Here is a 23,234-nt window from a genome sequence, read left to right on the forward strand (position 1 = left end):
CTGCGTTGAGCGCACGGGTCGGTCATGCTGCGACACCGAACAGCCTGCCCACGCCAGCAGTGATCGCCATTGCCAGGGCACCCCAAAACGTCACGCGCCAGATGCCCTTGAGGATTCCTGCGCCGCCGGTATAGGCGGCCAGACCACCCAGCGCCACGAGAAACAATAGCGACGCGGCACCAACCACCAGCGCCAGGTATTTGCCAGGCGACAGCCAGGTGCACAACAGGGGCATGCCAGCCCCAATGGTAAATGCCAGTGCCGAGGAGCCAGCCGCCTGCAGCGGCCTGGCACTGGGTACCTCGGAAATGCCGAGCTCGTCGCGCGTGTGGGCAGGGCATCCTTCGCCATCAACTGCCTGGCTAATTGCTGCGCCGGGTCGGCATCGAGACCGCGCCGGACGTAGATGCCGGCCAGTTCATTGGTTTCGCGGCCAGCGTCGCCGGCCAGCTCGGTGCGTTCGCGCGCGATGTCGGCCTGCTCGGTGTCCGATTGCGAGCTGACCGACACATACTCGCCGGCGGCCATCGACATCGCGCCTGCCACCAGCCCGGCCACGCCGGCCACCAGTACGGCGCCATGCGTTGCGTTGGAGGAGGCGACGCCGATGATCAGGCTGGCAGTGGACACGATGCCGTCGTTCGCGCCCAGTACCGCGGCTCGCAGCCAGCCAATGGTCTGCGTGCGGTGGTGTTCGGTGTGGCTTCCTGGCATGCAGACGTCCAACTCAAGATGCCTGCTCGGCTTCGAACTGCGCAGTGTTCGGGCTGAAGCCCGGAACCTTCCCGTCTGTCACGTGCAGCACTTGGCCGGCCAGCGAAAGCGGGGAAAGCAAGGGTGCGGGCATGTGCTTCTCCATCGAGGGATAAATGGCGGGAAACCGGCAGGGATCCGGACGGCAGACAGCGGCGGTACCTTGGCCGCTTCCGGCGCCCTTGGCAAGCAAATCGACAATTTATTAATTGCAAGCTGCTGGGTCGCAGTCTATTGAGTCGACTTATCAAAGTATTTGAGCTGCATCAAATACTCGATGGAGCAGCACTTGCAATAATGAAATATGTTAATGAGGAGCTATTGTGAAATTGAATGACATGAGTCCGCTGGAAAGTATCGCCCAAGGCAAGCCCGGGAGTGCCGTGCCACCGACCGGTCATTCAAATTGCGATGGACCCGAACCGAATCTGCTGGACCTGCAGGTGCAAGGCAGCTTCGCGAAGATGACGGGCGGCGTCTCGCCGATCGCTTTGTCGCTCGCTTTCCAGGACTGGTTCCTGCACCTGGCCGCGTCGCCGGGAAAGCAGATCGAACTGATGACCGGCTTGATCGGCCCCGCCGGCGTGGCGGGCGATGCGCGCTTTGCCGATAGCGGCTGGAACGGATGGCCGTTCAATGCCCTTGCCACGTCGTTTGCCAGCACCGAAAAATTCTGGCAGCAAGCCACCAGCGGCGTGCGCGGGGTGGCGCCGCACCATGCGCAAGTGGTCAACTTCACGGCCAGCCAAGTGGTCGATGCGTTCTCGCCATCCAATTTTTCCTGGACCAATCCCGAAGTGCTGCGGGCTGCGCGCGACAGCAAGGGCCAGAACTACCTGTCCGGCTGGGCCAACCTGAAACAAGACCTCGGCGGGCGCCAGGCGCCCTCCACGGCCCAGGCAGTCGGACGCGATGTTGCGCTGACACCCGGCAAGGTGGTGTATCGCAACGAACGACAGCGAACTGAACCTGCTCGACGCCATGATGTGGGAACAAGGTTATCTGGACGGCGCGCAGATGGGCGGCTCGTTTCAGTTGCTTAACGCGCGCACCATGATCTGGTCGCGCCTCGTGCGCGAATACATGCTCGGCATCCGGCCCGGCCCGAGCGACCTGGCGGCGTGGAACGCGGATACCACGCGCATGCCCTACCGCATGCACAGCGAGTACCTGAAGCGCCTGTTTCTCGACAACGACCTGGCTGCCGGGGCTATTGCGTGAACGGCAAGCCGGTGGCCCCGAAGGATATCAGGGCGCCGCTGTCCGTCCTCGGCACCGAGCGCGACCAGGTCGCGCCGTGGCGCTCGGTCTACAGGATTAACCTGCTGTCCAATACCACGGTCGACTTCGTGCTTGCATCGGGCGGGCACAATGCCGGCATCGTGTCCGAGCCGGGACATGCGCGGCGCAGCTATCGGTTCATGCCGCTGCAGGCGGCAGGCGGCGCCTATGTCGGCCCGGACGAATGGCTGGAGTCGGCGCTGCAGGCCGATGGCTCATGGTGGCCTCATTGGCAAGGGTGACTGGCGGCGCATTCTTCTGCCGCACAGATTGCGCCCCCCTGCCATGGGGCGGGCGTGACCCTGGCCGATGCACCGGGGCTGTACGTGCTGGGCAATTGAGCGCGGCGGACCGGGCTGGGCTTGCACGCGAATACGAGAATGGCTTTCAGAATCTGTCATCGCGCGGCGTTCGCGGATTGATCGGCCGTTGGTCAGACCACGTTGAGCGGGATCTTCAGGTAGCGCGTGCCGTTCGCCTCGGGCTCGGGAAAATGTCCGGCCCGCATATTGACCTGGACCGACGGCAGGATCAGGGTCGGCATCTCCATCGACGCATCGCGCCTGGTGCGCATCGCCACAAACTCCTCCTCGCTGATGCCGCTGCGCACGTGGATATTGTTGGCCCGTTCGTCGGCGACGGTGGTGACGAACTGCACCTCGCGGCCCTCCGGACGGTAGTCGTGGCACATGTACAGCAAGGTATCTTCCGGTAAGCTCAGCAGCTTGTCGATCGAGCGAAACAGCGTACGCGCATCGCCACCCGGAAAGTCGCAGCGCGCCGTGCCATAGTCGGGCATGAACAAGGTGTCGCCGACAAAGGCGGCTTGCTGCGTGTGCTTGCCGACGACATACGTCATGCAGGCCGGCGTGTGGCCTGGCGTGTGCAGGGCGCGGCATTCCAGCTCCCCGATGGCGAACCGTTCATCGTCGGCAAACAACTGATCGAACTGGCTGCCGTCGCGCGCCATGTCGGCGCCGATGTTGAACAGCTTGCCAAACACTTTCTGTACCGTCGTGATATGCCGGCCAATTCCAATCTTGCCGCCGAGCTTATCCTGCAGATACGGCGCGGCCGTCAGGTGATCCGCATGGACATGGGTCTCGAGAATCCACTCGACCTTCGCGTCGAGCTCGGCCACGCGAGCGATCAGCTTGTCGGCCGACGTCGTGGCAGTGCGGCCGGACTTCGGGTCGTAGTCCAGCACGCTGTCGACCAGCGCGCAGTGGCCGGTGGCGGGGTCCAGCACGATATAACTGACTGTGCTGGTGGCGGGATCGAAGAATCCTTCGACGTGGCATTGTGGGCGACTCATGATTTGTCTCTCCTTTGACGGTACCGTTGCATTCGACGATGTTGCTTGCCCGGCCTCGCGACTGCCGGCAAGGTCGGTGCATTGATCATCGCACCAGTTACAATATACAGTATCATAGTTTGTATCTATATATAATATTGTCCACATCATCACTGGCAAAGGATATTGTATGCATTAACCTGTTCAGCTTGACCCCGCTGCGATGCGCTCGGCGGCATCGCGGGCGAGCTTGAAACCATCCTGGCCATTTCTACCCATCCACTCGAAAAGGTAAAAGTTCGCATAACTGATTGATTTTGTAGGCAACGCTGCTATCGGTCTGGCTCGGACTGTGTTCGCGTTCCGTCAATTTTTGAATCAGCCGCAGCCGTTCCTGATCTGCCGTTCCGCCGTTGACTCAGCGCTGGCCGCAGGCGCGCCATGCGTTGCTCGAACGCCTGCCTCTGTTCCGTCCTCTGCCGTGCAGTCGTTTGCTGGTAATGCACGAATTGGACCCGCGTCTGTGTTGGCTGCTGCGTGAGCGAATGCACTTCCGCTGCCCGGTCGACCAGACGCTGCTGCAGGCCGGCATTTTTGGTCTTGGCCCGGCATCCGCATGTGCAACGTTCTGCTGACTTTGCAAATGTCGGCAATATCCAACAGTGAGGCCGCCACCGGTTGTCGGCTTTGCAATTCTAAATTATAATCATTCGCATTTGCGTTTATCGCCAACGTCTGTCTCGCTGTCTCCAACCGATAATGATCAAAAAATGTCGTTTGACTACGCTTGTGCTCGCAGCCTCGCTGGCCGCGTGCGGCGGCTCCGGCACCACCACCGCGCAATCAGGCATAAGTCCAGGATTGAGCCCGGCCGCCCTGCTGGGTGAGAAAGTCTTCAGTGACCAATCGCTGTCGGCGTCGGGCAAGCGATCCTGCGCCAGCTGCCACAATCCGGCGCAGGCGCATGCCCAAACCAACGAGCTTGCGGTCCAGCTGGGCGGGGCGGACGGCACTGTCGCCGGTTTCCGCGCCACACCTTCGCTGCGCTACCTGAACACGAACCCGGCTTTCGCTTTCGATAGACAGGGCACGCCGATTGGCGGCTTCGACCGCGACGGGCGCGCCCAGTCGCTGGCCGAGCAGGCGCAGCGTCCCTTCCTCGCGCCGCATGAAATGGCGAATGCCAGCAAGGAGGCCGTCATCGCGCGCCTGAAGAAGGCGAGCTACGCCGAGCAGTTCAAGCAGCTGTTCGGCGCCGCCATCCTCGACGATGCCGACCAGGCTTTCGACCGCCTGACCTTCGCACTGCAGCAGTTCCAGAGAGAGGATCCGTCCTTCCATCCCTTCGATTCTCGCTACGACCAGTTCTTGGCCGGTAAGGCGACGCTGGATGCGGCCGAACTACGCGGCCTTGCCCTGTTCAACAATCCCGCCAAAGGCAATTGCGCGGCCTGCCACGCCAGCGCGCGCGGCGCCGATGGCGCGCCGCCGCTGTTCACCGACTTCAGTTTCGATAACCTAGGTGTGCCGCGCAATCCGCGCATTCCAGCCACCGTCGATCCGGCTTACTTCGACCTTGGCGTGTGCGGCCCGGACCGCACCGACCTGGCCGCCCGCGCGGACTTGTGCGGCGCATTCAAGGTGCCGACCTTGCGCAACGTGGCGACCCGCAAGGTTTTCTTCCACAACGGCGCCTTCACCAATTTGAAGGACGTCGTCAGCTTCTACGTGCGGCGCGACACCAATCCGGAAGAATGGTATCCGCTGGCGGCCGACGGCAGCGTCCTCAAGTTCAATGATCTGCCGCCCGCATACCGCGCCAACGTGAACACCACCGAAGGCCCCTACAACCGCCAGCCCGGCATGGCGCCGGCGCTGACGAATAGCGAAATCGACGATCTCGGCAAATTCCTTGGCACGCTGAGTGATGCCGACCAACTCCATCCTTAACCCCCTTCAAGAGACCGTTATGAAAAAGAACTTCATCGCCACCGCCGTCGCCGCCGCTTTCCTCGCCGCGCCGCTGAGCGCCTTCGCGGGTGAGACCGAACTGCTGGCGCGCATCGAAAAGATGGCCGCCGAGCTGGAACAGCTGAAGGCCGAACTGAAGGCCAACCAGCGCAAGACCGACAGTATCGAACAACGCCAGCAAGCGATCGTGCAGGCGCCGTCACCCGTTGCGGCACCGGCTGCCGGCCCGTCGACCGTCATCACCGGCTATGGCGAGTTGAATTACAACCGGCCGACCAAGAACGCCAGCGCGGCCCAGACCGACGTGCGGCGCGCCGTCATCGGCATCCAGCACCGTTTCGACGAGAAGACCAAGCTGGTCTCCGAATTCGAGTGGGAGCACGCGATCGCGTCCGCCACCGATGCCGGCGAAAGCGCGATCGAGCAGCTCTACGTCGAGCGCCAGTTCGACAACGGCATGCGCGGCAAGGCCGGCCTGTTCCTGATTCCCGCCGGCCTGCTCAACACGGCCCATGAGCCGACCGCCTACTACGGCGTCGAGCGCAACTTCATCGAGACCGCAATCATCCCGTCGACCTGGCGCGAAGTCGGCCTTGGCTTGTCCGGCGACTTCGCCAACGGCCTGGCATGGGACGCAGGCCTGACCACCGGCTTCGACATCACCAAGTGGGATGCAGCCTCCGGCGATGGACGCGAGTCGCCGCTGGGCAGCATCCACCAGGAAGGCCAGCTCGCCAAGTCGCGCAACCTGTCGGCGCACCTGGCGCTGAACTGGCGCGGCGTGCCCGGCCTGCTGGTCGGCGGCTCCGTCTTCACTGGCAACGCGGGCCACAAGACCGCAGACTTCGCGGCGCCCGATGCGCGCATCACGGTGTACGACCTGCACACCCGCTACACGCCCGGCCACTGGGACCTGTCGGCCGTGTACGCACGCGGCGAGATCCGCAACGTCGATGCGCTGAACCTGACCTTTGTCGGCCAACCGAACCCGGTGCCGGCAAGCTTCGCAGGCTGGTACGCGCAAGCCGCCTACCAGTTGTACAAGTCGGGTGACTACGTTTTCAGCCCGTTCGCACGCTACGAGAACTTCAATACCGCCAAGCGCTATTCGAGCGTGCCGGCCGGCCTTGGCGTGCCGGTCGCCGCGGATGAAAAGGTCTACACTATCGGCGCGAACCTGAAGGTGGGCGAAGGCGTGGTGCTGAAGGTCGACTACCAGAAGTTCGTTGAAGACAAGACGCGCGATCGCCTGAACCTGGGCGTGGGCTTTTCGTATTAAGGCCGCACGATGACCAAACCGCTCCATTGCATATTGCTGGCCGCAGGCGCCGTCGGCGCGCCGGCGTTCGCAACGCAATACCTGACGGCAGAGAAGGCGCAGGCGCTGATGTTCCCCGAAGCGACCGCGTTCCGCCGCCAGGACATCGGGCTCACGACCGCGCAAATGCAGCAGGTCGAAAAACTGGCCGGCGTGCCGTCCCGGTCGGTGAACTGGCGTGTGGTGGCCGCGCTGAAGGGCGATGTACCGATCGGTTATATGGTGCTGGACGAGGTGATTGGGAAGTTTGAACTGATCTCGTTTGCCGTGGGTCTCAATCCCGACGCCAGCGTACGCCAAATTGAAATCCTGACCTACCGCGAGAGCCACGGCGGCGAGATCCGCAATCCGGCCTGGCGCAAGCAATTCGTAGGAAAGCGGGCACCGGGTGGACTGGCGATCGGCGACGGCATTGCAAACATTAGTGGTGCGACCCTGTCGTGCACCCATGTCACCGATGGCGTACGCCGCATCGCGGCCATCGCGCAAATCGTGCTGACAAAATGATGCGGCGTGCCCAGCCCTGGTTGGGCACGCTGGTCGATATCACCCTCGGGCCGGACGCGGACCCGCAGGCCGCGACGGCGGCCTTCGCCGGCGTCGCGCTGGTGCATCGCCTGATGAGTTTTCACGACGCCGCCAGCGACGTCTCGCGCTTCAATCGGGCCGCGGTCGGAGCGCTGATCGAGGTCGATCCGCGCACCTGGGAAGTGCTGCGCCTGGCCGGCCAGGTTGCGGCATCCTCCGGCGGCTGCTTCAACGTCGCCTGCGCGCCGCGTCTGGTGGAATGGTGCTATCTGCCGGCGCCTGCGGAACCGGCTCCCGCGTATGTCCCCGGCAAGCGAACATATGAACTGGAAGCGGGCGAGCGCGTGCGCAAGACGTCCGCCGCATGGATCGATCTCGGCGGTATCGCAAAAGGCTATGCAGTGGACCTGGCGATTGCCGCGCTGGAACAGCATCGGGTCGGCAGCGCCTGTGTCAATGCAGGCGGCGACCTGCGCGTCATCGGCGATACCGACTGGCCGATCGCAATCCGTGCACCTCACGATCCCACGGTGACCGGCGCGCGCCTCCTGCTGCGCAACGCGGCCCTTGCAACGTCGGCGAATTATTTCGCCGCGCGCGGACAGGTGAGTCCATTGGTCGACGGACGCGATGGACAGCCCCGGACGGATAGGCGCAGCGTCACCGTGCGCGCTCCCAGCTGCGCACTGGCCGACGCCTTGACCAAGGTCGTGATGGCAAGCGGCGACGCGTACCATCCCTGCATTGCCGGGTTTGGCGCTTCTGCCTTTATAATCTGAACAATGTCCCATCACAAACACGCTTCCCACGTCAACCTGCGGCTCGAGCGCTGGCATCGCCGCTGCATCTACGCGAGCTGCCTGCTCCTGCTATTGAGTGGTGCGGCCTGGCTGGTCGCGCGGTACTTCCTGCGCCCGGTGGGCCAGTTCGGCGAAACCATCCATCCGATCGAGCCTTGGGCAATGAAGGTGCACGGCGCCGCCACGATGGTGATGCTGTTTTTTCTCGGCAGCCTGATGAACAGCCATATCCGTCGCGCGCTGAAGGCGGGCCGCAACCTGGTATCGGGGTGGATTATGCTTGTCACGATGACGCTGTTGACGCTCACCGGCTTCGGACTTTACTACCTGGCGGGCGAGAGCGACCGGCCTGTATGGTCGCGCATTCATTGGAGTGTGGGTCTCGGCTTGGTCGTCTTGATTGTTATCCATGTGCTGGTGGGGCGGGCTAGCAGACTTAAGCCGGACTGACCGGTGAGGAAAATCATTCCATTACATGAGTAGGGAGTTCTCCGTTTTCGCTAACATCCCGCCGCGCTTCTTTGATCCGGTGCCGTACAAACGGATCGGCGCCGTCGACATACCGCAGCGCCGACTGCACGTTCTTCCAGTCCGCGTACTCCATCGACGTCTTGATGTCCCAGCCATTCGAGGTTGCCCACTGCGCGAAGCCGCGTCGCAGCGAGTGACCGCTGTACTGTGCCGCGGCGGCGACGCCGGCGCGGGCGAACATGGCGCGCAACAGCGGTACCAGGCTGTTGATGTGGAATCCGTCTGTGTCCACATGGCCCCAGCGGTCGACGCTCCGAAAAACTGCCCCCTCGGTCAGGCCGGCCAGCGTCACCCATTCAATGTACGCGCTGACCGGGCACAGCCTGGCTAACGCCGGGGCCTTAAAGGTGCTGCCCTTGTGGCTGTGGTCACCCTTGGTCTGCGGCAGGAAGCAGGACATTCCCTCGCCCGGCACCACGTCAATGTACTCGACCGGCAGCCGAGTCAGTTCGTCGCCGCGAAACCCCCGCCAGAAACCAAGCAGCAGCAAGGCCCGGTCGCGCGTGTGGCGCAGCTGAGCGGCTTTGTCGCCAGCGGCCGCAGCGGTGACGATCGCTTGGTCCATCCATAACGCCAGCGCATGGGCAATGCTGGTGAGCGGCCTGGCGCTCGGCGCGGTGCGACTCGGCAGCGCCGTCGGGACCGACCTGCTGCGGGCCGGCCTGTGTGACCTTATTGATGGACGAAGTGCGGTTCGCGTTTTTCAACGAACGCGGTCATGCCCTCTTTTCTATCCTGCGTGGCAAACGTGGCGTGGAAAGTGCGGCGCTCGAACAGAACGCCTTCCCGCAAGGTCGTTTCATAGGCGCGGTTGACGGCCTCTTTGGCCGCAATGGCAATCGGCAGCGACATCCCGGCAATCACGGTCGCAGCGTCCAGTGCCTCGTCATTGAGTTTATCGAGCGGCACGATGCGCGAAACGAGTCCGGCCCGCTCCGCTTCCACCGCGTCCATGATGCGCCCGGTCAGTACCATGTCCATCGCCTTCGATTTCGATACCGCGCGCGGTAGCCGCTGCGAGCCGCCGGCGCCGGGAATGGTGCCGATCTTGATTTCCGGCTGGCCGAATTTCGCGTTGTCGGCCGCGATAATGAAGTCGCACATCATCGCCACTTCGCAGCCGCCACCCAGCGCGTATCCCGCCACCGCGGCGATCACCGGTTTGCGCACCTGCAGCATCGTTTCCCAGTTCCTCGAAATGAGGTCATCCTTGGTCACGTCGTTGTAAGTCAGCTTCTGCATCGCGGAGATGTCGGCGCCGGCCGCAAACGCTTTGCTGCTGCCGGTCAGGATGATGCAGCCGATGTCATCGTCTTTTTCCATCGCGATCAGCGCGGCGCCCAATGCGTCCATCAACGCGTCGTTAAGCGCATTCAAATGCGACGGCCGATTGAGCTGGATGATGCCCACTCGGCCTTCGATGCGGGTGATTACGAGACTGTCATGCATGATCGCTCCTGGAAAATGAATAATTAGTGTGGCTGGCGCGATTCGGCCAGCTTCAGCGCGCGGCGCATGATTTTGCCCGTCGCCGTCATCGGCAGCGAGTCGACGAACGCGATCTCTCTCGGGTATTCGTGCGCGGCCAGATGGTCCCGTACAAACTTCTGGATCTCCTTGACCAGTTCTGGCGAAGAAGCGTGGCCAGGCTTTAGCACCAGGAATGCCTTGACGTTCTCGGTCCGCACTTCGTCCTTGACGCCGATGACCGCCGCCAGCTGGACCGCCGGATGGCGCATCAGGCATTCTTCGATCGGGCCCGGCCCGATGCGATAGCCTGCACTGGTAATGACGTCGTCATCGCGGCCCAAATACGTGATGTAACCTTCGGCATCGATGGAACCGAGGTCGCCCGACAGCAGGAATTCGCCGGCGAATTTCTCCTGGGTCGCCTCCGGGTTATGCCAGTAGCCGAGGAACATGACGGGATCGCCGCGGCGAACGGCGATGCTGCCCGTGGTACCCGCGGGCAGCACCGCGCCGCCGCTGTCGACAATCTGCACGTCATGCCCAGGCACTGCCCTGCCGATGGTGCCGGCCCTGGTCGGATACAGCAGCGACGACGACGACACCGTCAGGTTGCACTCGGTCTGTCCGTAAAATTCGTTGATGGTGAGGCCAAAGACTTTCTGGCCCCACGCGATCAGGTCGCCACCGAGCGACTCGCCGCCACTGGCGATCGAGCGCACGTGATAATTCCATTTTGCGGCCGGCTGCTCGACCGAGCGCAGCATCTTGAGCGCTGTCGGCGGGAAGAAAACGTTTCGCACATTGTGTTTGGCCAGCAGCGCAAATACTGCTTCGGGCTCGAATTTCTCGAGACGTTTGGCCAATACCGGCACGCCGTGATACAGCGACGGCATCAGCACGTCGAACAAGCCGCCAATCCAGGCCCAATCGGCCGGCGTCCAGAACAAATCGCCCGGTTGCGGAAACTGGTCGTGCGACACTTCCACACCAGGCAAATGGCCAAGCAGCACGCGATGCGCATGGAGCGCGCCTTTCGCCTTTCCGGTCGTGCCGGAGGTATAGATAATGATGGCCGGGTCGTCGGCCAGCGTCGGCGCAAGGGCGAATTGATCGGACTCCGAGCGGATACTCGACCACAAACACCGCGTTTCGGCGGGGTGTGCACCACCATCCTCCGCTACATGAAACACTTCCTTCAGCGCCGGCAGCCTTGGCCGCAAATTACCCATTTTGGCCATGCCGGCCGGGTCGGTGATAAGGATTTTCGCTTCGCTGTCGCCCAAACGATATTCGATGGCATCGGGGCCGAACAGATAAAACAAGGGCACGGTGACGGCGCCGATTTTATACGCGGCCACGTGCGCGAGCAGCGTCTCGACCCCTTGCGACAGGAATATGCCGATTCGGTCGCCACGTTGCAGGCCGGCCGCTACAAGCGCGTTGGCCAGCTGATTGGAAAGCGCCTTGATCTCGTCGAACGAGTAGCGGACGACGTGGCCGGATTTGTCTTCGCAAATGAGAGCGGTCTTGCCTGAACCATCTGCCCACTTGTCGCAAACCTCATGACCGATATTCAAATGGCTCTCCACGTCCCAGAGATACTGCGCTTTCCCGTCTGCTAAATAATGTTGAGGTCCAATCATCGTTGCGCTCGTGTCTTTATCAGTTGGAATTAGCTAACGTGGCGCTATCGTAGCACCGCACGGCAGGTGCCGTGATAACCCGAAAATTACCCGGATTGGATGACGCGCGAGGCGGTGGTGTCCGGCTAGCCACAGATTGCGCCCGCGCACAGCAAAGGCGTGTAAAAAATGTAACTTTCAGTCAGCCTGTACGGTACAATATTTTTGCATTCCGCCGATCGTTGCCCTTTCCCATCTGCCTTCCCCGGGGATCGAAGTGAACAGAATCGTCTTCCTCGTGTCGTTGCTGCCGATCGTGGCGCAAGCCGGATTCGCCGCGCCGGTCGACGCCGCCGAGTTCGCCGCCATCACCTATGCCGAGCAACCCGTGCGCTTGCTGCGCGACAAAGCGTTTTACCTGGCCGCTCGCGGCGCGCGACTGCAAAGCGGCGATATTGTCGAGTCCGCTACCAGCACGATCCAGATTGCCGGCTGGGGCGCCAGCACCGTGGCGTTCGGCCCGGCGTCGCGCCTGTACCTTACCAACGGCGCCGGCGGCACTGATTACGTGTTGCTGTCGGGCTGGATGAAGCTGCAGTCGCGCGCGCCCAAGGATGCACTACCGGTTACCGCCGGCACCAGCGGCGCCAGGTTCGATGCTGCCGGCGTTTCCGTCATCGTGCGCGCCGCCGCCAGGACCGAGCTGTTCGTCGAATCGGGCGAGGCCGGCGTCGACGAGCTCGATGCCGGCAAGGTACTGCGCCGCACCACCGTCAAGCGCGAACACTACGCAGCACGCAACGGCGCCGAGCCGCTCAAGACGGCGGTTCGCGCACCCAAAGAGTTTCTTGGCGCGATGCCACGCGTGTTTCTCGACCCGTTGGTGGCAGTCGGCGCCAAGGCCGCTGCGACCGAGCCCAGGCTCGAACGGGCAGTCGCGCTGGTCGACGTCGCGCCGTGGGTGGCGGAGCACGCCGACCTGCGCCAGGCAATGCAGCGCCGCTTCCAGGCGCCGAAACAGCCCGCCGCGGCGCCGCAACACGTCCACAACATCATTTACTAACGCTAAGGAGTCTCCATGAGATTGTCGCTCGCGGCCAAGTTCAATGTGGTGTTCCTGACGATATTCGCGATCGGCTTCATCGGCGCCAGCGTCGTCACCAACGACCTGCTGCGCAATAACGCGCGCGAGCAGACGCTGCAGCAGGCGCGCGTGCTGATGCAGTCCGCGCTGGCCGCGCGCTCCTACACGTCGGCGCAGATTTCGCCGTTGCTCGAAACGCGCCTCAAGTACGAATTCCTGCCCCAATCGGTGCCGTCGTTTGCCGCCACCGAGCACCTCAACCAGCTGCTCAAGGCCTATCCCGACTTCAGCTACAGGGAAGCGACGCTCAATCCGACCAACCTGCGCGACCGCGCCGCCGACTGGGAGGCCGACCTGGTCAACACCTTGCGCGCCAAGCCGACGACGTCCGAGCTGGTCGGCCAGCGCAATACCTCGGTCGGGCCGGCGCTGTACGTGGCGCGGCCGCTGCAGATCACGAGCGAAGCGTGGCTGCGCTGCCACAGCGTGCCCGACGCGGCGCCGGCGACGATGACCGATATTTACGGTCGCAACAACGGCTTCGGCTGGAAGCACAACGAGATCGTCGGCGCCCAGGTGGTGTCGGTGCCGATGGCCGTGCCGCTGCAGCGCGCCAACGCCATGCTGCAGACGTACATGCTGTCGACGCTCGGCATCTTCGTCTTCCTGCTCATCGCCCTCAACGTCATGGTCCACATGTTCGTCACGCGCCGCATTGCCGCGATGTCGCGCCTGGCCGACGAGGTCAGCATGGGCAAGTTCGATGCCGAACAATTCGAAGCGAAAGGCAACGACGAACTGTCGGCGCTGGCGCGCTCGTTCGCCCGCATGCGCACCAGCCTGGCGAGCGCGATGAAGATGCTGGAAGAATAAAGCGGAGCATGGCGGCATGATCGAGCGGCTCGGCAAATACCGGATCGACAGCGTCCTTGGCAAAGGCGCGATGGGCGTCGTCTACAAGGCCTACGATCCGCTCATCGCGCGCACCGTCGCGCTCAAGACGATCCGCAAGGAGCTCTTCAGCGAAGGCCAGCAAGCCGAATTGATCGGCCGCTTCAAGAACGAGGCGCAGGCCGCCGGCCGCCTCAATCATGCCAACATCGTCACCGTATATGACTACGGCGAGGACAACGAGTCGGCCTACATCGCCATGGAATTCGTCGACGGCGCCGGCCTCGATACGCTGATAAAGCAGGCGCGCCCCACCCCGCTGGTGCACCTGGCCGCCTGGATGGGCGATCTGCTGCTGGCGCTCGAATACGCCCATTCGCGCGGCGTGGTCCACCGCGACATCAAGCCGGCCAACCTGCTCCTGGCCGGCAGCGCCCACGTCAAGGTCAGCGATTTTGGCATCGCCCGCATGGAGTCGTCGACCTTGACGCAGACCGGCTCGATGGTCGGCACGCCGAGCTACATGTCGCCCGAGCAGTTTCGCGGCGACCCGGTTGACGGCCGCGCCGACGTCTTCTCCGCCGGGATCGTGCTGTACCAGATGCTCACCGGCGTGCGGCCGTTTGTCGGCAGCGCCACGGTGGTGATGCAGCAGATCCTCAACGACGAGCCGCCCCCGCCGTCCGCGCTGCTGCCGGCGCTCGGCCGCGGCTTCGACGAGGTGGTGGCGCGGGCGATGGCAAAGGCGCCGTCGGCCCGCTTCCCGTCGGCGCGCGCCTTCCTCGACGCCCTGATCGCTGCTGCCCGCAGTGGCGGCGGCGCCGATCCCGACGCCACCACGCTGGCCGCCGGCGAGCGCACCGTGGTGACAGGCGGCGTGTCCTCATCCGGCGCCGTGGCCACCAACGGCGCCGACACGATGACGCCGTGGAAGGTCGAATCCTTCCCCGAACTCGAATCGGTGCTGTCGCGCCAGATCGGCCCGATGGCGCGGCTGCTGCTGCGAAAAGCCGGCTCGAAGGCCGACAGCATGGATGAACTGTGCGAGCTGCTGCTGCAGCACATTCCGTCGCAGCATGGTCGCAGCCAGTTCTGGGAGGCGGTCGAGCTGGTGAAGAAGAAGCTCGCCGCCAATGGAACCGGCGGCGGCAAAGCTGCCAGCAACGCGCGCGCGCGGCCCGCAACGGACGTCGGCAGCACCGCGGCGCAATCGGCGATCCTCACCGCCGAACCGCTCGATTATGCCTACGCCGAGCGCGTCGCCCTGCGCCTGACCCGCTTCATCGGCCCGATCGCGCGCGTGGTGGCCAAGCGCGCCGCGCGCCAGACCGGCGACCGGGCCGAGTTCCTGCAACTGCTGGCCGTCCAGATCGAATCGACGGCCGAACGCAGCCGCTTTCTGGCCGAAGCCGGCGCCGACTGAGGCCATCCAATGACGCCGCCCCTTGGCCCCAGCCTCCTGCATCGCCTGCCCTTGTGCGTGGCGTTCGGCGTGACCGACATCGGCCCGGTGCGCCGCCACAACGAGGATAACTTCCTGATCGATGAAGCGCTGGGACTCGTCATGGTGGCCGACGGCATGGGCGGGCACGCCGGCGGTGAGGTGGCCAGCGCCGGCGTGCTCGAAGCGCTGCGCGAGTATCTCGAGGCGCACGCCGGCGATGCGGCCGGCGCGGACATGATTCTGTCCGATCCGGACGCCACCTGGTCCGACCCCATCATGCGCGCGGTCGCCCTGCTGCACGATGCCATCGGCGCGGCCAACCGCGTTTTGTATGCGCAGAACGTGGCGCAAGGCTGTCACGAAGGCGAAGGCATGGGCGCCACGCTGACCGGTTTCTGGCGGCCCGGCGCCGACGAGCCGCTGACCTTGTTCCATGTCGGCGACAGCCGGCTGTACCGACAGCGCGGCGGCCGGCTCGACCAGCTGACCAGCGACCAGACCCTGTACCAGCAGGCGATCGACGCCGGCGCCATCCGCGACCTCCCGGCGCGCAACGTGCTGTTGCAGGCGATGGGACCGTCGCCGACGGTGGCGCCCGAGGTGCGCACCATCTTCGCCGAGCCGGGCGACCTGCTGATGCTGTGCAGCGACGGCCTGCACGGCTGCGTGCCGCATGGCGACATCGAGGCCGCACTGGCCGCGGCCAGCGCGGCTGCGCTGGAAGCGGTCTGCCGCCGGCTGATCCAGCTGGCCAAGGACTGCGGCGGCCGCGACAACATCACCGTCCTGCTGGCGCTGTGCGAAGGCTAGTCTGGCCCCGTCGCCGTCCTTGCGCACGCGGGGACCCCATCCCGCAGCGACCAGTCGCCATCAAGCAGCGCCGAAAACGCCGGCAAGCCGCGGCACACCACCAAACAAGGCGCCACCTCTGCCGATCCATCGGTCCACCACAAGCTGTGCCCGTCGAGCGCCGCCGCCGCAATCGCCGCGAACAGTCTCGCATCCAACGCCTGCCCGTGCTCGAACGACAACACCGCCGGCGGCGCCTTGGCCGGCTCCGGCGTCACCAGCGCGCACAGCGCCGCATCGAACGCGTCGAGCGCAAAGTCCTCACGCAACGCCGACAGCGCCAGTTCCTCCACCCGCTCATACCAGTGGCCCTGCTGCGCCAACTGGTCGAGCAGCGCGCCGCCCTCGCCGGCGACAGTCAGCGGAGAATGCCGCCCTACCCGGTCAACGCTGGGCATCAGCACGCCAGCCCACGCGTGGTCATCGCATACACCGGCCGCCAGCGCGAACCGCCAGATCGGACTGCACAAATAAGTGGCCAGCCAGCGCTCCCCTAACGCCTGGCGGCTGGCCTGCAAGCCTGCCTGCAGCCACGCGTCCCACGGCTGCTGGAACGACGGCGCCAGTCGCCGCGCCACAAAGTCGCCGTGCGTGCTGACTTTGCCGAAGAAGCCCGCCATGCCTACCATCCCGTCGGGCAGCGGAACTGCTCCAGCGCGTCGCGCCGGAACGGATTGATCACGCTGCTGGCGGTCATGTCGTAGACGACCTTGCGCCCGTCGAGGTCGAAACTTACTTTGTCACGCTCGCCCTGCGCGCTCGGCTCGAGCTGGCCCCTGTCGAGCATGCGGAACCAGGCCCACGGCCCGTCGCTGCGCAGTTCGGCGCGTAGCGCGGGCGTTGCCTCCAGCCGCACCTGGCCGCTGCCCTTCCCGCTCGGCAGCGCGATCGCCACCGGCCGCGCCGAGGTTCCGGCCGCATAACTGACCACCTGGCCGTCGATATCGAGCTGCACCCGGGTCAGCGCCGGATCGGCGGCGACCGGGTTTAATTCGAACCGCAGGCCTGGCTGGCGGCCGCCGGCGCCGAAGAACATGTCGCGCAGCCGAGCGGCGCGCTGGAACTGGTTCAGCACCTCCTGCGAAATGCCGATCGACGACGCGCCGCTGCTGCGCCAGTGCCACTGGCTGCCGGCCATATCGACCTGGGTCGCTAGGTTCCGCGTGAAAAAATCGTCCATCACGCCGCCGGGCGCGAAGAATTTGCCGAAGTCTTCCAGCGTGACTTCCTTGCCGGCGCCGCGCACCAGCGGATAGCGGCCGGCGATCGCCGCCTGGCAGAACGCGGCGGCGCCGGCGTTCCACGCCGCCTGCAGGCGCGCCCGTTCGCTACCCAATGTCAGGATGGCGCCGGCGTTGTCGATATTTTTCAGCATGCCGCCAAGCGGCGCGGGCTTGCCGTCGGCTTCCCGCTTGACCCGCTGCAGCACCTCGGCCGATGGCGCCGGCGCGCCGCCGCGGCGCGCGTTGTCGGCGGCGTCGTCCGTTATTACTTTCGCGTCTATGTGTTATTTCTGGCCGCATCCCGGCTGGCCGGTCTACTCATCGTTCGCCGGGTTGCGCAACGGCCGCAGCTCGCCCTTGGTCACCGCGTCCGGCACCGAGAACGAATACCGGCCGAGCATGTTTATGCTCATGCAGCAACGGCGACAGCCTGGCCACGTCCTCATCCCGGACTTCGAAGCCGTCGGCGCGCAACTGGTTCAATGCGGCCTCCATATAGCTTGTGTTCCACAGCACGATCATGTTGAGCACCAGGCCGAGCGCACCAAGCTGGTCTTCCTGGCCTTCGCGGTATTGTTGGCGCAGTTCGCCGCGCTTTCCGTGGAAGACAGCGCGGGCAACGCTATGCCGTCCCTCGCCACGGTTGAGTTGAGTCAGCGTGCCACGGCGCTTGGCTTCGTCATCGATGTACGTCAGCGTGTGCAAGGTTTTGTCGATGCGGCCGAACTCTGCGATGGCCTGGGCTAGTCTGGTCGGCCGCTCGCCCACCTGGAGCGTGCGCATAATGCCCGCAGCCGGCACGCGGCCGAGCTTGAGCGAGCCGGCCAGGCGCAGCATGTCGTCCCAATGCGGCTCGATCTGGAGGTGGATATTGTGTCCGGATACAGAATTGAGCAGCCCGTAGTCAGCCTTCGAGTCGATCCTCCAGAAGCGCGTGCCGCCAACATCCGCCAAGCGCGGGCTGAATCGGTAGCCGAGCAGGCGAAACAATCCGAAAACCACGTCGCTGTAGGCGCCCGTGTCCGTCATGATCTGGGTCGGCTGAAGGTCGGTCTGCTGTTCCAGGACGACGGCCAGCAGAACCAGGCTATCGCGGAGCGTGCCCGGCACCGTGATGTCGTTCAGTCCGGAAAACTGATTCGATATCAGGTTGTACCAGGTCACGCCGCGCCCGACGCCGAAGTATTTCGGGTTCGGCCCGGAATGCACTGACCGCACCGGCACCACAAACCGCATGCCATCGGCCGACGCGACCTCTCCGCCACCCCACACGCTGGTCAGCGCCGAACGGCTCTGCGCGGCGACCAGCAGTGTGTTCGCCGCAGTGATGGTGTCGTCGCGTAGATAGTTCTGGTCCACCCATGACAACCTGTCGCGCTTGAGCGCAGGCACGTCGCCGCGAATCAGTGGCTCCGGCCCCGTGTTGCAGGCCTCGCCCATCAGGACGGCACAGATACTCACATGCAGATCGGAAGCGCGCGCGGTGCGCTCCGATATGTGGGTGAAGGCGTCCGTAAAACGGGTACGAGCGGCGATCTCCAGGATCAGTTCCGGCAGATCAACGCGCGGCAGCATGCCTGTGACCTTGGCGCGCAGTGCGATCAACGACGCCGGCTCATCCATTTTATCCAGAGGACTGAGCACCAGTTCTTGTTTATCTCCCACCTTCTCAAATCGCACGGCCGGATTGTCGGGCAACCTGGCGGCGACAGCCTGGTAGGTGCGGTCCAATTCATCGGCCAGTGCAGTCAAGGTCGGTCCCGGCACCGCCGACAGGCCCAGCGTGCGGCAAATGATCGGGCGCGTGGATTCCCATTCGACGCTATCGAGCAGGCCCGCGCGCGGATCGGCGTAACGCCAACTCGGAGCCACGAACACATCGCGCCGGCGCAGCGCGATACGCAATTCGAACAAAACGCAGAAAGTGTAAGCGTGGAAGTCGATGGCGTCATCCTCGCGCAGCACATGGCGTTGCCAGGCCTCGGTGATGATGTCGCGCGGCGCGTCGTTACCATGACGCTTCACCGTCATGGTGGCGCGAAGCCAGCCGAATGCGGCGATGAATGGCTCTCCTGCGGCATTCGCGCCAAATTGAATGTGTTCAGCCAGCGCGGGCAGGAAGCGCCGCACGGTCCTGTACTTGGCATCGAGCTCCTGGTAGTACACGTTGTCGGTCGGCCGAATTAGCTTGTTGACGCCGGCCAGGGCCAGCGCGAGCGCGTCCGGCGAAATCCGCACGAACAACTGGTTGCGCAGCTCGGCATCAGGCACGGTGTCGTCCAGCAGCATTTGACAAGCGCTGGCGAGGGTGGCCGCCGCCTCGTCAAGGTCTTTGAGCGATCGGAGGCGCGATTTTCTGTCGGCCTTCACGGCATCACCGAAAAGCTCTCGCAAAGAGCGTACAGCCACCTGGTTAGGCGGAAGGCGATCAGGGGTTCCGTGAAGTCCACATAGCCGTAGGTTGCGCGAATCTCCGTCGCGTGCTGCCAGCGCTGCTCGCCGGCACTGTAGGCGCTCGCCTTGTCCAACGCCTCGATGCGCAGCTGCTTGGCCAGCGTCCGCAGCACGGGCTGTGGCACGGCCAGCGGGTCTTCCAAGAACGTGCCAAGGTAGCGCACCGTCCCGAGTTGGACCGCGAAGCCCAGCCGATTGTGCGCACCGCGCTTCTGCGCGATCAACGCATGGTCTGTGTCGTCCAGGTGGAAATACCGGGCGAGGTCGTGGGGCGACGGCGGACCGACGTAGCGGCCATAGTTTTCGCGTTGATCGTTCGAGAGAAAGCTGACTGGCATGAGTTCTCCTACCAAGCGGTGACCGGGCAGTATGCTTCGAATTTCGTAATTGCTAAAAGTGCGATCTTGAAACCACTCGCCTGGGGTTGTGGCTGCCGCGCCCTTTTAAGTCGTACGGTATTCTCTATTTTTCATAGACATCCTGGGGATAAAGGGTGATGAGGTGGACGGATCACAACGTCCCAGAAACTTTAAGGTTGCCATGAGGCAACTACTGGTATATCCTTACTTGGCTGCATTTGGCGTTACGCCTTACCTTTTCATTTTCTCATTTTCTATCACCGCGACCCTGCCCCTGTTGCAACCGTCACATTAAACCCTCCAGTTCGAAGTCTCAAACGGTCCCAATCCCGTCCCGTCCCGTCCCGTCCCGTCATTTCAAGAAGTATCTATCGCCGCATGCGCCGCAGGGCATATTTGCGCTCCTGCGTATTCAATATGCATATATTTTGCGTGCTACCCACGCGAAAAGGGATAAATGAAACATTCAACCTTACTCACCGTTTCCAGCGTGGAACTCGGCGTCGCCGGGACGCGGCCGCACCATTTCGAATTTCTCGCTTTTACCTTGGGCCAGGATGAATACGGTATCGATATTCAGAAGGTGCAGGAACTGCGCGGCTACGATGCCGTCACGCGCATCGCCAATGCCCCCGAGTTCGTCAAGGGCTTGGTCAACTTGCGCGGCATCATTGTGCCGATCGTCGACATGCGCATCAAGTTCAAACTCGGTACACCGAATTACGACCAGTTCACGGTCGTCATCATTCTGAACATTGGAGGTCGCGTGATGGGGATGGTGGTCGACAGCGTCTCGGACGTCATCACGCTGACGCCCGAACAAGTCAAGCCTGCCCCGCAGATGGGTTCGGCGCTCGATATAGACTATCTGATTGGCTTGGGCACGCTGGACGAACGGATGCTGATCCTGGTCGACATCGACCGACTGATGTCGAGTGCGGAATTGGGGTTGATTGAAAAGCTGGCTGCGTGAGCCGGCCATCCAACCAGGCGTCGAACTGACTACATTGAATTGAACGACAGAATTTTACAAACTTGAGGAGTACGACGTGAGATGGTTTTTTGACTTGAAGATTTCCGCGAAATTAATGGGTGCGTTTCTGGCGGTGTTGTTGCTGACCATCTTTCTTGGTGTGTTCTCGATTCTTCAGTTGAGCAAGGTCAACGAGGTCGCCACGGCAATGAAAGTCAACTGGATGCCGAGCGTGCGGGTCGTCTCCGACATGAACACGAATACATCCGATTTTCGCGTCGCGGAACTACAACATATCTTGTCTACCGATGATAAGGAGATGGCGAAATACGAGAAAGACATGACCACGGTTGCGGCGGAGTTCGAAAAGAACAATGTCGAATACGTGAAGCTAATTTCTTCGCCGGAAGAGCGAAAAATATACGACGGATTCAAAAAGAATTGGGACGAATATCTAGTAGAGCACCAAAAAGTGCTTGCTCTATCTCGTGTCAACAAAAACGATGAAGCCAAGGCACTGATTCGTGGAAAATCACAGACTCAATTCGATAAAGCCAGTGGCGATTTGCTCAAATTGGTGAGTTTGAACGTAACCGGGGCCAAAGAAGCCAGCAATGAGGGCGATCTACGATATGCCAATTCCCGCCTATGGATCATTGGCGTACTGGTTGTAGCTGTGTCCCTCGGCCTGCTATTGGCCATCTGTATCGCCCGCGTAATTTCAGGCCCGCTAAAAATCGCCTCGGAGGTCGCCGCCCGTGTAGCGGCAGGAGACCTCACCAGCAAGATCGAAGTCACTAGTAAAGACGAAACCGGCAAACTGATGCAGTCCCTGAAAGACATGAACGCCAGCCTGATCAAAATCGTCGGCGAAGTGCGCAGCGGCACTGATACCATCGCCACCGCCTCGAGTCAGATCGCGACCGGCAACCTGGACCTGTCGTCACGCACAGAGCAGCAGGCCAGTTCGCTGGAAGAGACCGCCTCATCGATGGAAGAGATGACCAGCACCGTGAAGCAGAACGCCGACAATGCGCGCCAGGCGAACCAGCTGGCCGCTTCTGCCTCCGCGGTGGCCATCAAGGGTGGGGCTGTGGTGGCGCAAGTGGTCGACACCATGAGCTCGATTAACGAGTCGTCGAAGAAGATCGTCGACATCATTGGCGTGATCGATGGCATCGCATTCCAGACCAACATCCTTGCGCTGAATGCAGCAGTCGAAGCGGCCCGTGCCGGCGAGCAAGGCCGCGGCTTCGCCGTGGTTGCCTCCGAAGTGCGCAACCTGGCGCAGCGTTCGGCGGCGGCAGCGAAGGAAATCAAGGGCTTGATCGGCGATTCGGTCGAGAAGGTCGAAGCCGGCACTAAGCAGGTCGGCCAGGCCGGCGCAACGATGGACGAGATTGTCGACAGCGTCAAGCGCGTGACCGACATCATGAGCGAAATCACGGCCGCGAGCCGCGAACAGACTTCCGGAATCGAGCAGATCAACCAGGCGATCAGCCAGATGGACCAGGTCACGCAGCAAAACGCCGCACTGGTGGAAGAGGCTGCTGCGGCAGCGGAATCGCTGCAGGAACAGGCCGGCACGTTGGCGCAGGTAGTGAGCGTGTTCAAGCTCGATAGTGTCGACACCGCGTCGACAATGCGAAGTGGCGCGGTCGCACCCAAGGCGGCAACTGTGACGACGCGCGCCGGCAAGTCGACGTGGGTACGTCCCGTACCAGCGAATTCAACGCGCCCAGCGGCACCGGTAAGGCGATTGGCGGTCGCATCTTCGGCGGCGGATAGCGCGGACTGGGAAGAATTTTAAACGAGCCATATTGCTGCGAAGTGATTGGAACGTGGTGGCCAGGGGTTTGGAGCAGTTCGCATCCAACCCCTGTGCCTCAATAACGGGCCATTTGCACATAAACATTCGCATGCTATTTTAGTTAGTGTTGGCTACTTATTTTTCGATAGCGGCAAGTGAGAAGAGTATAATTCGTATCCGATTTTTAATATCGCAATGTGAAATATGTCACCGCATACGCACGTTGAGCTTCAAATGGCCGTACTCAGGCTCGATTCATCGTCCTATGACTGTAAGCTACAAATTAGTGACTTTCGTCGCACAATGGACAATGCTTGCGACAATGGCCTCATTACACTTCGTCAATGGCGAAAGCTATTCGATCAAGTTGCACCAGTCCAATCTCGCTGCACACGCCATTGACACTCTACGACACCGGCTGCCTTATTTTAATACCTTAAGTACGCGCAGGCAGCGTTGACTTCTTCTGGAATGTCAATCTAGACTATACCCTAACCTGATGTCAGAAGACCTCAGCGCGAGTCGTCAGGATAGGGTCATAATCGCAATTACTTGACATGCACCTTGAACGGTCATAGA

General features: G+C 62.7%; 20 protein-coding genes and 2 pseudogenes. 14 read left to right on the forward strand and 8 right to left on the reverse strand.

The genetic code is table 11. From position 1 onward, the window contains the following. Positions 1-22: 22 nt before the first annotated feature. Positions 23-714: pseudogene (locus ACP7DD_RS13480) on the reverse strand (VIT1/CCC1 transporter family protein). 362 nt (positions 715-1,076) lie between these two features. Here ACP7DD_RS13480 and ACP7DD_RS13485 point away from each other — a divergent pair. The 3 genes from ACP7DD_RS13485 to ACP7DD_RS13495 are packed head-to-tail and all read left to right on the forward strand — an operon-like array spanning position 1,077 to position 2,276. Continuing rightward, a complete protein-coding gene (locus tag ACP7DD_RS13485; RefSeq protein ID WP_426175324.1) occupies positions 1,077-1,796 on the forward strand; it encodes a poly-beta-hydroxybutyrate polymerase N-terminal domain-containing protein in 720 nt (239 codons plus the stop codon). A 10-nt stretch (positions 1,797-1,806) separates the two neighbouring features. Beyond that, on the forward strand, positions 1,807-1,974 hold the full coding sequence (locus ACP7DD_RS13490; protein WP_426175325.1) for a hypothetical protein: 168 nt from the start codon (positions 1,807-1,809) through the stop codon (positions 1,972-1,974). Between the two features lie 11 nt (positions 1,975-1,985). Continuing rightward, complete coding sequence (locus ACP7DD_RS13495; protein ID WP_426175326.1) at positions 1,986-2,276, forward strand: hypothetical protein; 291 nt, start codon at positions 1,986-1,988, stop codon at positions 2,274-2,276. 191 nt (positions 2,277-2,467) lie between these two features. Here ACP7DD_RS13495 and ACP7DD_RS13500 read toward each other — a convergent pair whose 3' ends face one another. Then, entirely contained in the window at positions 2,468-3,349 is an 882-nt protein-coding gene (locus ACP7DD_RS13500; RefSeq protein ID WP_426175327.1) for an MBL fold metallo-hydrolase, read from the reverse strand. A gap of 756 nt (positions 3,350-4,105) precedes the next feature. On the opposite strand from ACP7DD_RS13500, the gene ACP7DD_RS13505 reads away from it, so the two are divergent. From ACP7DD_RS13505 to ACP7DD_RS13525, 5 genes are read left to right on the forward strand one after another with little or no spacing between them, the layout of a single operon-like run. Beyond that, on the forward strand, positions 4,106-5,278 hold the full coding sequence (locus tag ACP7DD_RS13505; RefSeq protein WP_426175328.1) for a cytochrome-c peroxidase: 1,173 nt from the start codon (positions 4,106-4,108) through the stop codon (positions 5,276-5,278). A gap of 19 nt (positions 5,279-5,297) precedes the next feature. Then, entirely contained in the window at positions 5,298-6,578 is a 1,281-nt protein-coding gene (locus ACP7DD_RS13510; protein ID WP_426175329.1) for a hypothetical protein, read from the forward strand. 9 nt (positions 6,579-6,587) lie between these two features. After that, complete coding sequence (locus tag ACP7DD_RS13515) at positions 6,588-7,124, forward strand: FMN-binding protein (protein ID WP_426175330.1); 537 nt, start codon at positions 6,588-6,590, stop codon at positions 7,122-7,124. Beyond that, complete coding sequence (locus tag ACP7DD_RS13520; RefSeq protein ID WP_426175331.1) at positions 7,121-7,924, forward strand: FAD:protein FMN transferase; 804 nt, start codon at positions 7,121-7,123, stop codon at positions 7,922-7,924. The genes ACP7DD_RS13515 and ACP7DD_RS13520 overlap by 4 nt, the downstream gene beginning before the upstream one ends. Positions 7,925-7,927: 3 nt before the next feature. Beyond that, positions 7,928-8,395, forward strand: a complete 468-nt coding sequence (locus ACP7DD_RS13525) for a DUF4405 domain-containing protein (RefSeq protein WP_426175332.1) — start codon at positions 7,928-7,930, stop codon at positions 8,393-8,395. A 13-nt stretch (positions 8,396-8,408) separates the two neighbouring features. Here the strand turns inward: ACP7DD_RS13525 and ACP7DD_RS13530 are convergent, their stop codons facing one another. The 3 genes from ACP7DD_RS13530 to ACP7DD_RS13540 form a co-directional block, all read right to left on the reverse strand. After that, entirely contained in the window at positions 8,409-9,041 is a 633-nt protein-coding gene (locus ACP7DD_RS13530) for a tyrosine-type recombinase/integrase (protein WP_426175333.1), read from the reverse strand. Positions 9,042-9,148: 107 nt separating this feature from the next. Next, positions 9,149-9,925, reverse strand: coding sequence for an enoyl-CoA hydratase (locus tag ACP7DD_RS13535; RefSeq protein WP_426175334.1), 777 nt, complete (start codon positions 9,923-9,925; stop codon positions 9,149-9,151). Positions 9,926-9,948: 23 nt separating this feature from the next. Further along, on the reverse strand, positions 9,949-11,589 hold the full coding sequence (locus ACP7DD_RS13540; protein WP_426175335.1) for an acyl-CoA synthetase: 1,641 nt from the start codon (positions 11,587-11,589) through the stop codon (positions 9,949-9,951). Between the two features lie 256 nt (positions 11,590-11,845). On the opposite strand from ACP7DD_RS13540, the gene ACP7DD_RS13545 reads away from it, so the two are divergent. The 4 genes from ACP7DD_RS13545 to ACP7DD_RS13560 are packed head-to-tail and all read left to right on the forward strand — an operon-like array spanning position 11,846 to position 15,797. Continuing rightward, on the forward strand, positions 11,846-12,631 hold the full coding sequence (locus ACP7DD_RS13545) for a hypothetical protein (RefSeq protein ID WP_426175336.1): 786 nt from the start codon (positions 11,846-11,848) through the stop codon (positions 12,629-12,631). Between the two features lie 15 nt (positions 12,632-12,646). After that, positions 12,647-13,525, forward strand: a complete 879-nt coding sequence (locus ACP7DD_RS13550) for a c-type heme family protein (RefSeq protein WP_426175337.1) — start codon at positions 12,647-12,649, stop codon at positions 13,523-13,525. Between the two features lie 16 nt (positions 13,526-13,541). After that, positions 13,542-14,966, forward strand: a complete 1,425-nt coding sequence (locus tag ACP7DD_RS13555; RefSeq protein WP_426175338.1) for a serine/threonine-protein kinase — start codon at positions 13,542-13,544, stop codon at positions 14,964-14,966. A 9-nt stretch (positions 14,967-14,975) separates the two neighbouring features. Then, positions 14,976-15,797, forward strand: a complete 822-nt coding sequence (locus ACP7DD_RS13560) for a PP2C family protein-serine/threonine phosphatase (protein WP_426175339.1) — start codon at positions 14,976-14,978, stop codon at positions 15,795-15,797. Here the strand turns inward: ACP7DD_RS13560 and tagF are convergent. From tagF to ACP7DD_RS13575, 3 genes and pseudogenes are all read right to left on the reverse strand, one after another. Beyond that, the gene (gene tagF, locus ACP7DD_RS13565) at positions 15,794-16,456 is read right to left on the reverse strand and encodes a type VI secretion system-associated protein TagF (RefSeq protein ID WP_426175340.1); all 663 of its coding nucleotides are present in this window, start codon (positions 16,454-16,456) and stop codon (positions 15,794-15,796) included. The genes ACP7DD_RS13560 and tagF overlap by 4 nt on opposite strands. Positions 16,457-16,458: 2 nt before the next feature. After that, positions 16,459-17,265: a type VI secretion IcmF C-terminal domain-containing protein gene (locus tag ACP7DD_RS13570; RefSeq protein ID WP_426175342.1), complete on the reverse strand. Its 807-nt coding sequence runs from the start codon at positions 17,263-17,265 to the stop codon at positions 16,459-16,461. Between the two features lie 108 nt (positions 17,266-17,373). Next, a pseudogene (locus ACP7DD_RS13575) lies at positions 17,374-19,851 on the reverse strand (Tn3 family transposase). Between the two features lie 511 nt (positions 19,852-20,362). Between ACP7DD_RS13575 and ACP7DD_RS13580 the strand changes: the two are divergent. Both ACP7DD_RS13580 and ACP7DD_RS13585 read left to right on the forward strand, forming a co-directional pair. Continuing rightward, positions 20,363-20,845, forward strand: a complete 483-nt coding sequence (locus ACP7DD_RS13580) for a chemotaxis protein CheW (protein ID WP_426175343.1) — start codon at positions 20,363-20,365, stop codon at positions 20,843-20,845. Between the two features lie 76 nt (positions 20,846-20,921). Next, a complete protein-coding gene (locus tag ACP7DD_RS13585; protein WP_426175344.1) occupies positions 20,922-22,655 on the forward strand; it encodes a methyl-accepting chemotaxis protein in 1,734 nt (577 codons plus the stop codon). The last annotated feature ends 579 nt before the right edge of the window (positions 22,656-23,234 follow it).

The sequence above is a fragment of the Massilia sp. TWR1-2-2 genome (genome assembly GCF_049897565.1).
In the GTDB taxonomy this organism is placed as follows: domain Bacteria; phylum Pseudomonadota; class Gammaproteobacteria; order Burkholderiales; family Burkholderiaceae_D; genus JAFCUW01.

Bases quoted from the DNA above. Each gene is read 5' to 3' on its own strand.
- ACP7DD_RS13490 (WP_426175325.1), top strand. From the start codon at position 1,807: ATGATCTGGTCGCGCCTCGTGCGCGAATACATGCTCGGCATCCGGCCC.
- ACP7DD_RS13500 (WP_426175327.1), bottom strand. From the start codon at position 3,349: ATGAGTCGCCCACAATGCCACGTCGAAGGATTCTTCGATCCCGCCACC.
- ACP7DD_RS13510 (WP_426175329.1), top strand. From the start codon at position 5,298: ATGAAAAAGAACTTCATCGCCACCGCCGTCGCCGCCGCTTTCCTCGCC.
- ACP7DD_RS13515 (WP_426175330.1), top strand. From the start codon at position 6,588: ATGACCAAACCGCTCCATTGCATATTGCTGGCCGCAGGCGCCGTCGGC.
- ACP7DD_RS13520 (WP_426175331.1), top strand. From the start codon at position 7,121: ATGATGCGGCGTGCCCAGCCCTGGTTGGGCACGCTGGTCGATATCACC.
- ACP7DD_RS13525 (WP_426175332.1), top strand. From the start codon at position 7,928: ATGTCCCATCACAAACACGCTTCCCACGTCAACCTGCGGCTCGAGCGC.
- ACP7DD_RS13530 (WP_426175333.1), bottom strand. From the start codon at position 9,041: ATGGACCAAGCGATCGTCACCGCTGCGGCCGCTGGCGACAAAGCCGCT.
- ACP7DD_RS13535 (WP_426175334.1), bottom strand. From the start codon at position 9,925: ATGCATGACAGTCTCGTAATCACCCGCATCGAAGGCCGAGTGGGCATC.
- ACP7DD_RS13540 (WP_426175335.1), bottom strand. From the start codon at position 11,589: ATGATTGGACCTCAACATTATTTAGCAGACGGGAAAGCGCAGTATCTC.
- ACP7DD_RS13550 (WP_426175337.1), top strand. From the start codon at position 12,647: ATGAGATTGTCGCTCGCGGCCAAGTTCAATGTGGTGTTCCTGACGATA.
- ACP7DD_RS13555 (WP_426175338.1), top strand. From the start codon at position 13,542: ATGATCGAGCGGCTCGGCAAATACCGGATCGACAGCGTCCTTGGCAAA.
- ACP7DD_RS13560 (WP_426175339.1), top strand. From the start codon at position 14,976: ATGACGCCGCCCCTTGGCCCCAGCCTCCTGCATCGCCTGCCCTTGTGC.
- tagF (WP_426175340.1), bottom strand. From the start codon at position 16,456: ATGGCGGGCTTCTTCGGCAAAGTCAGCACGCACGGCGACTTTGTGGCG.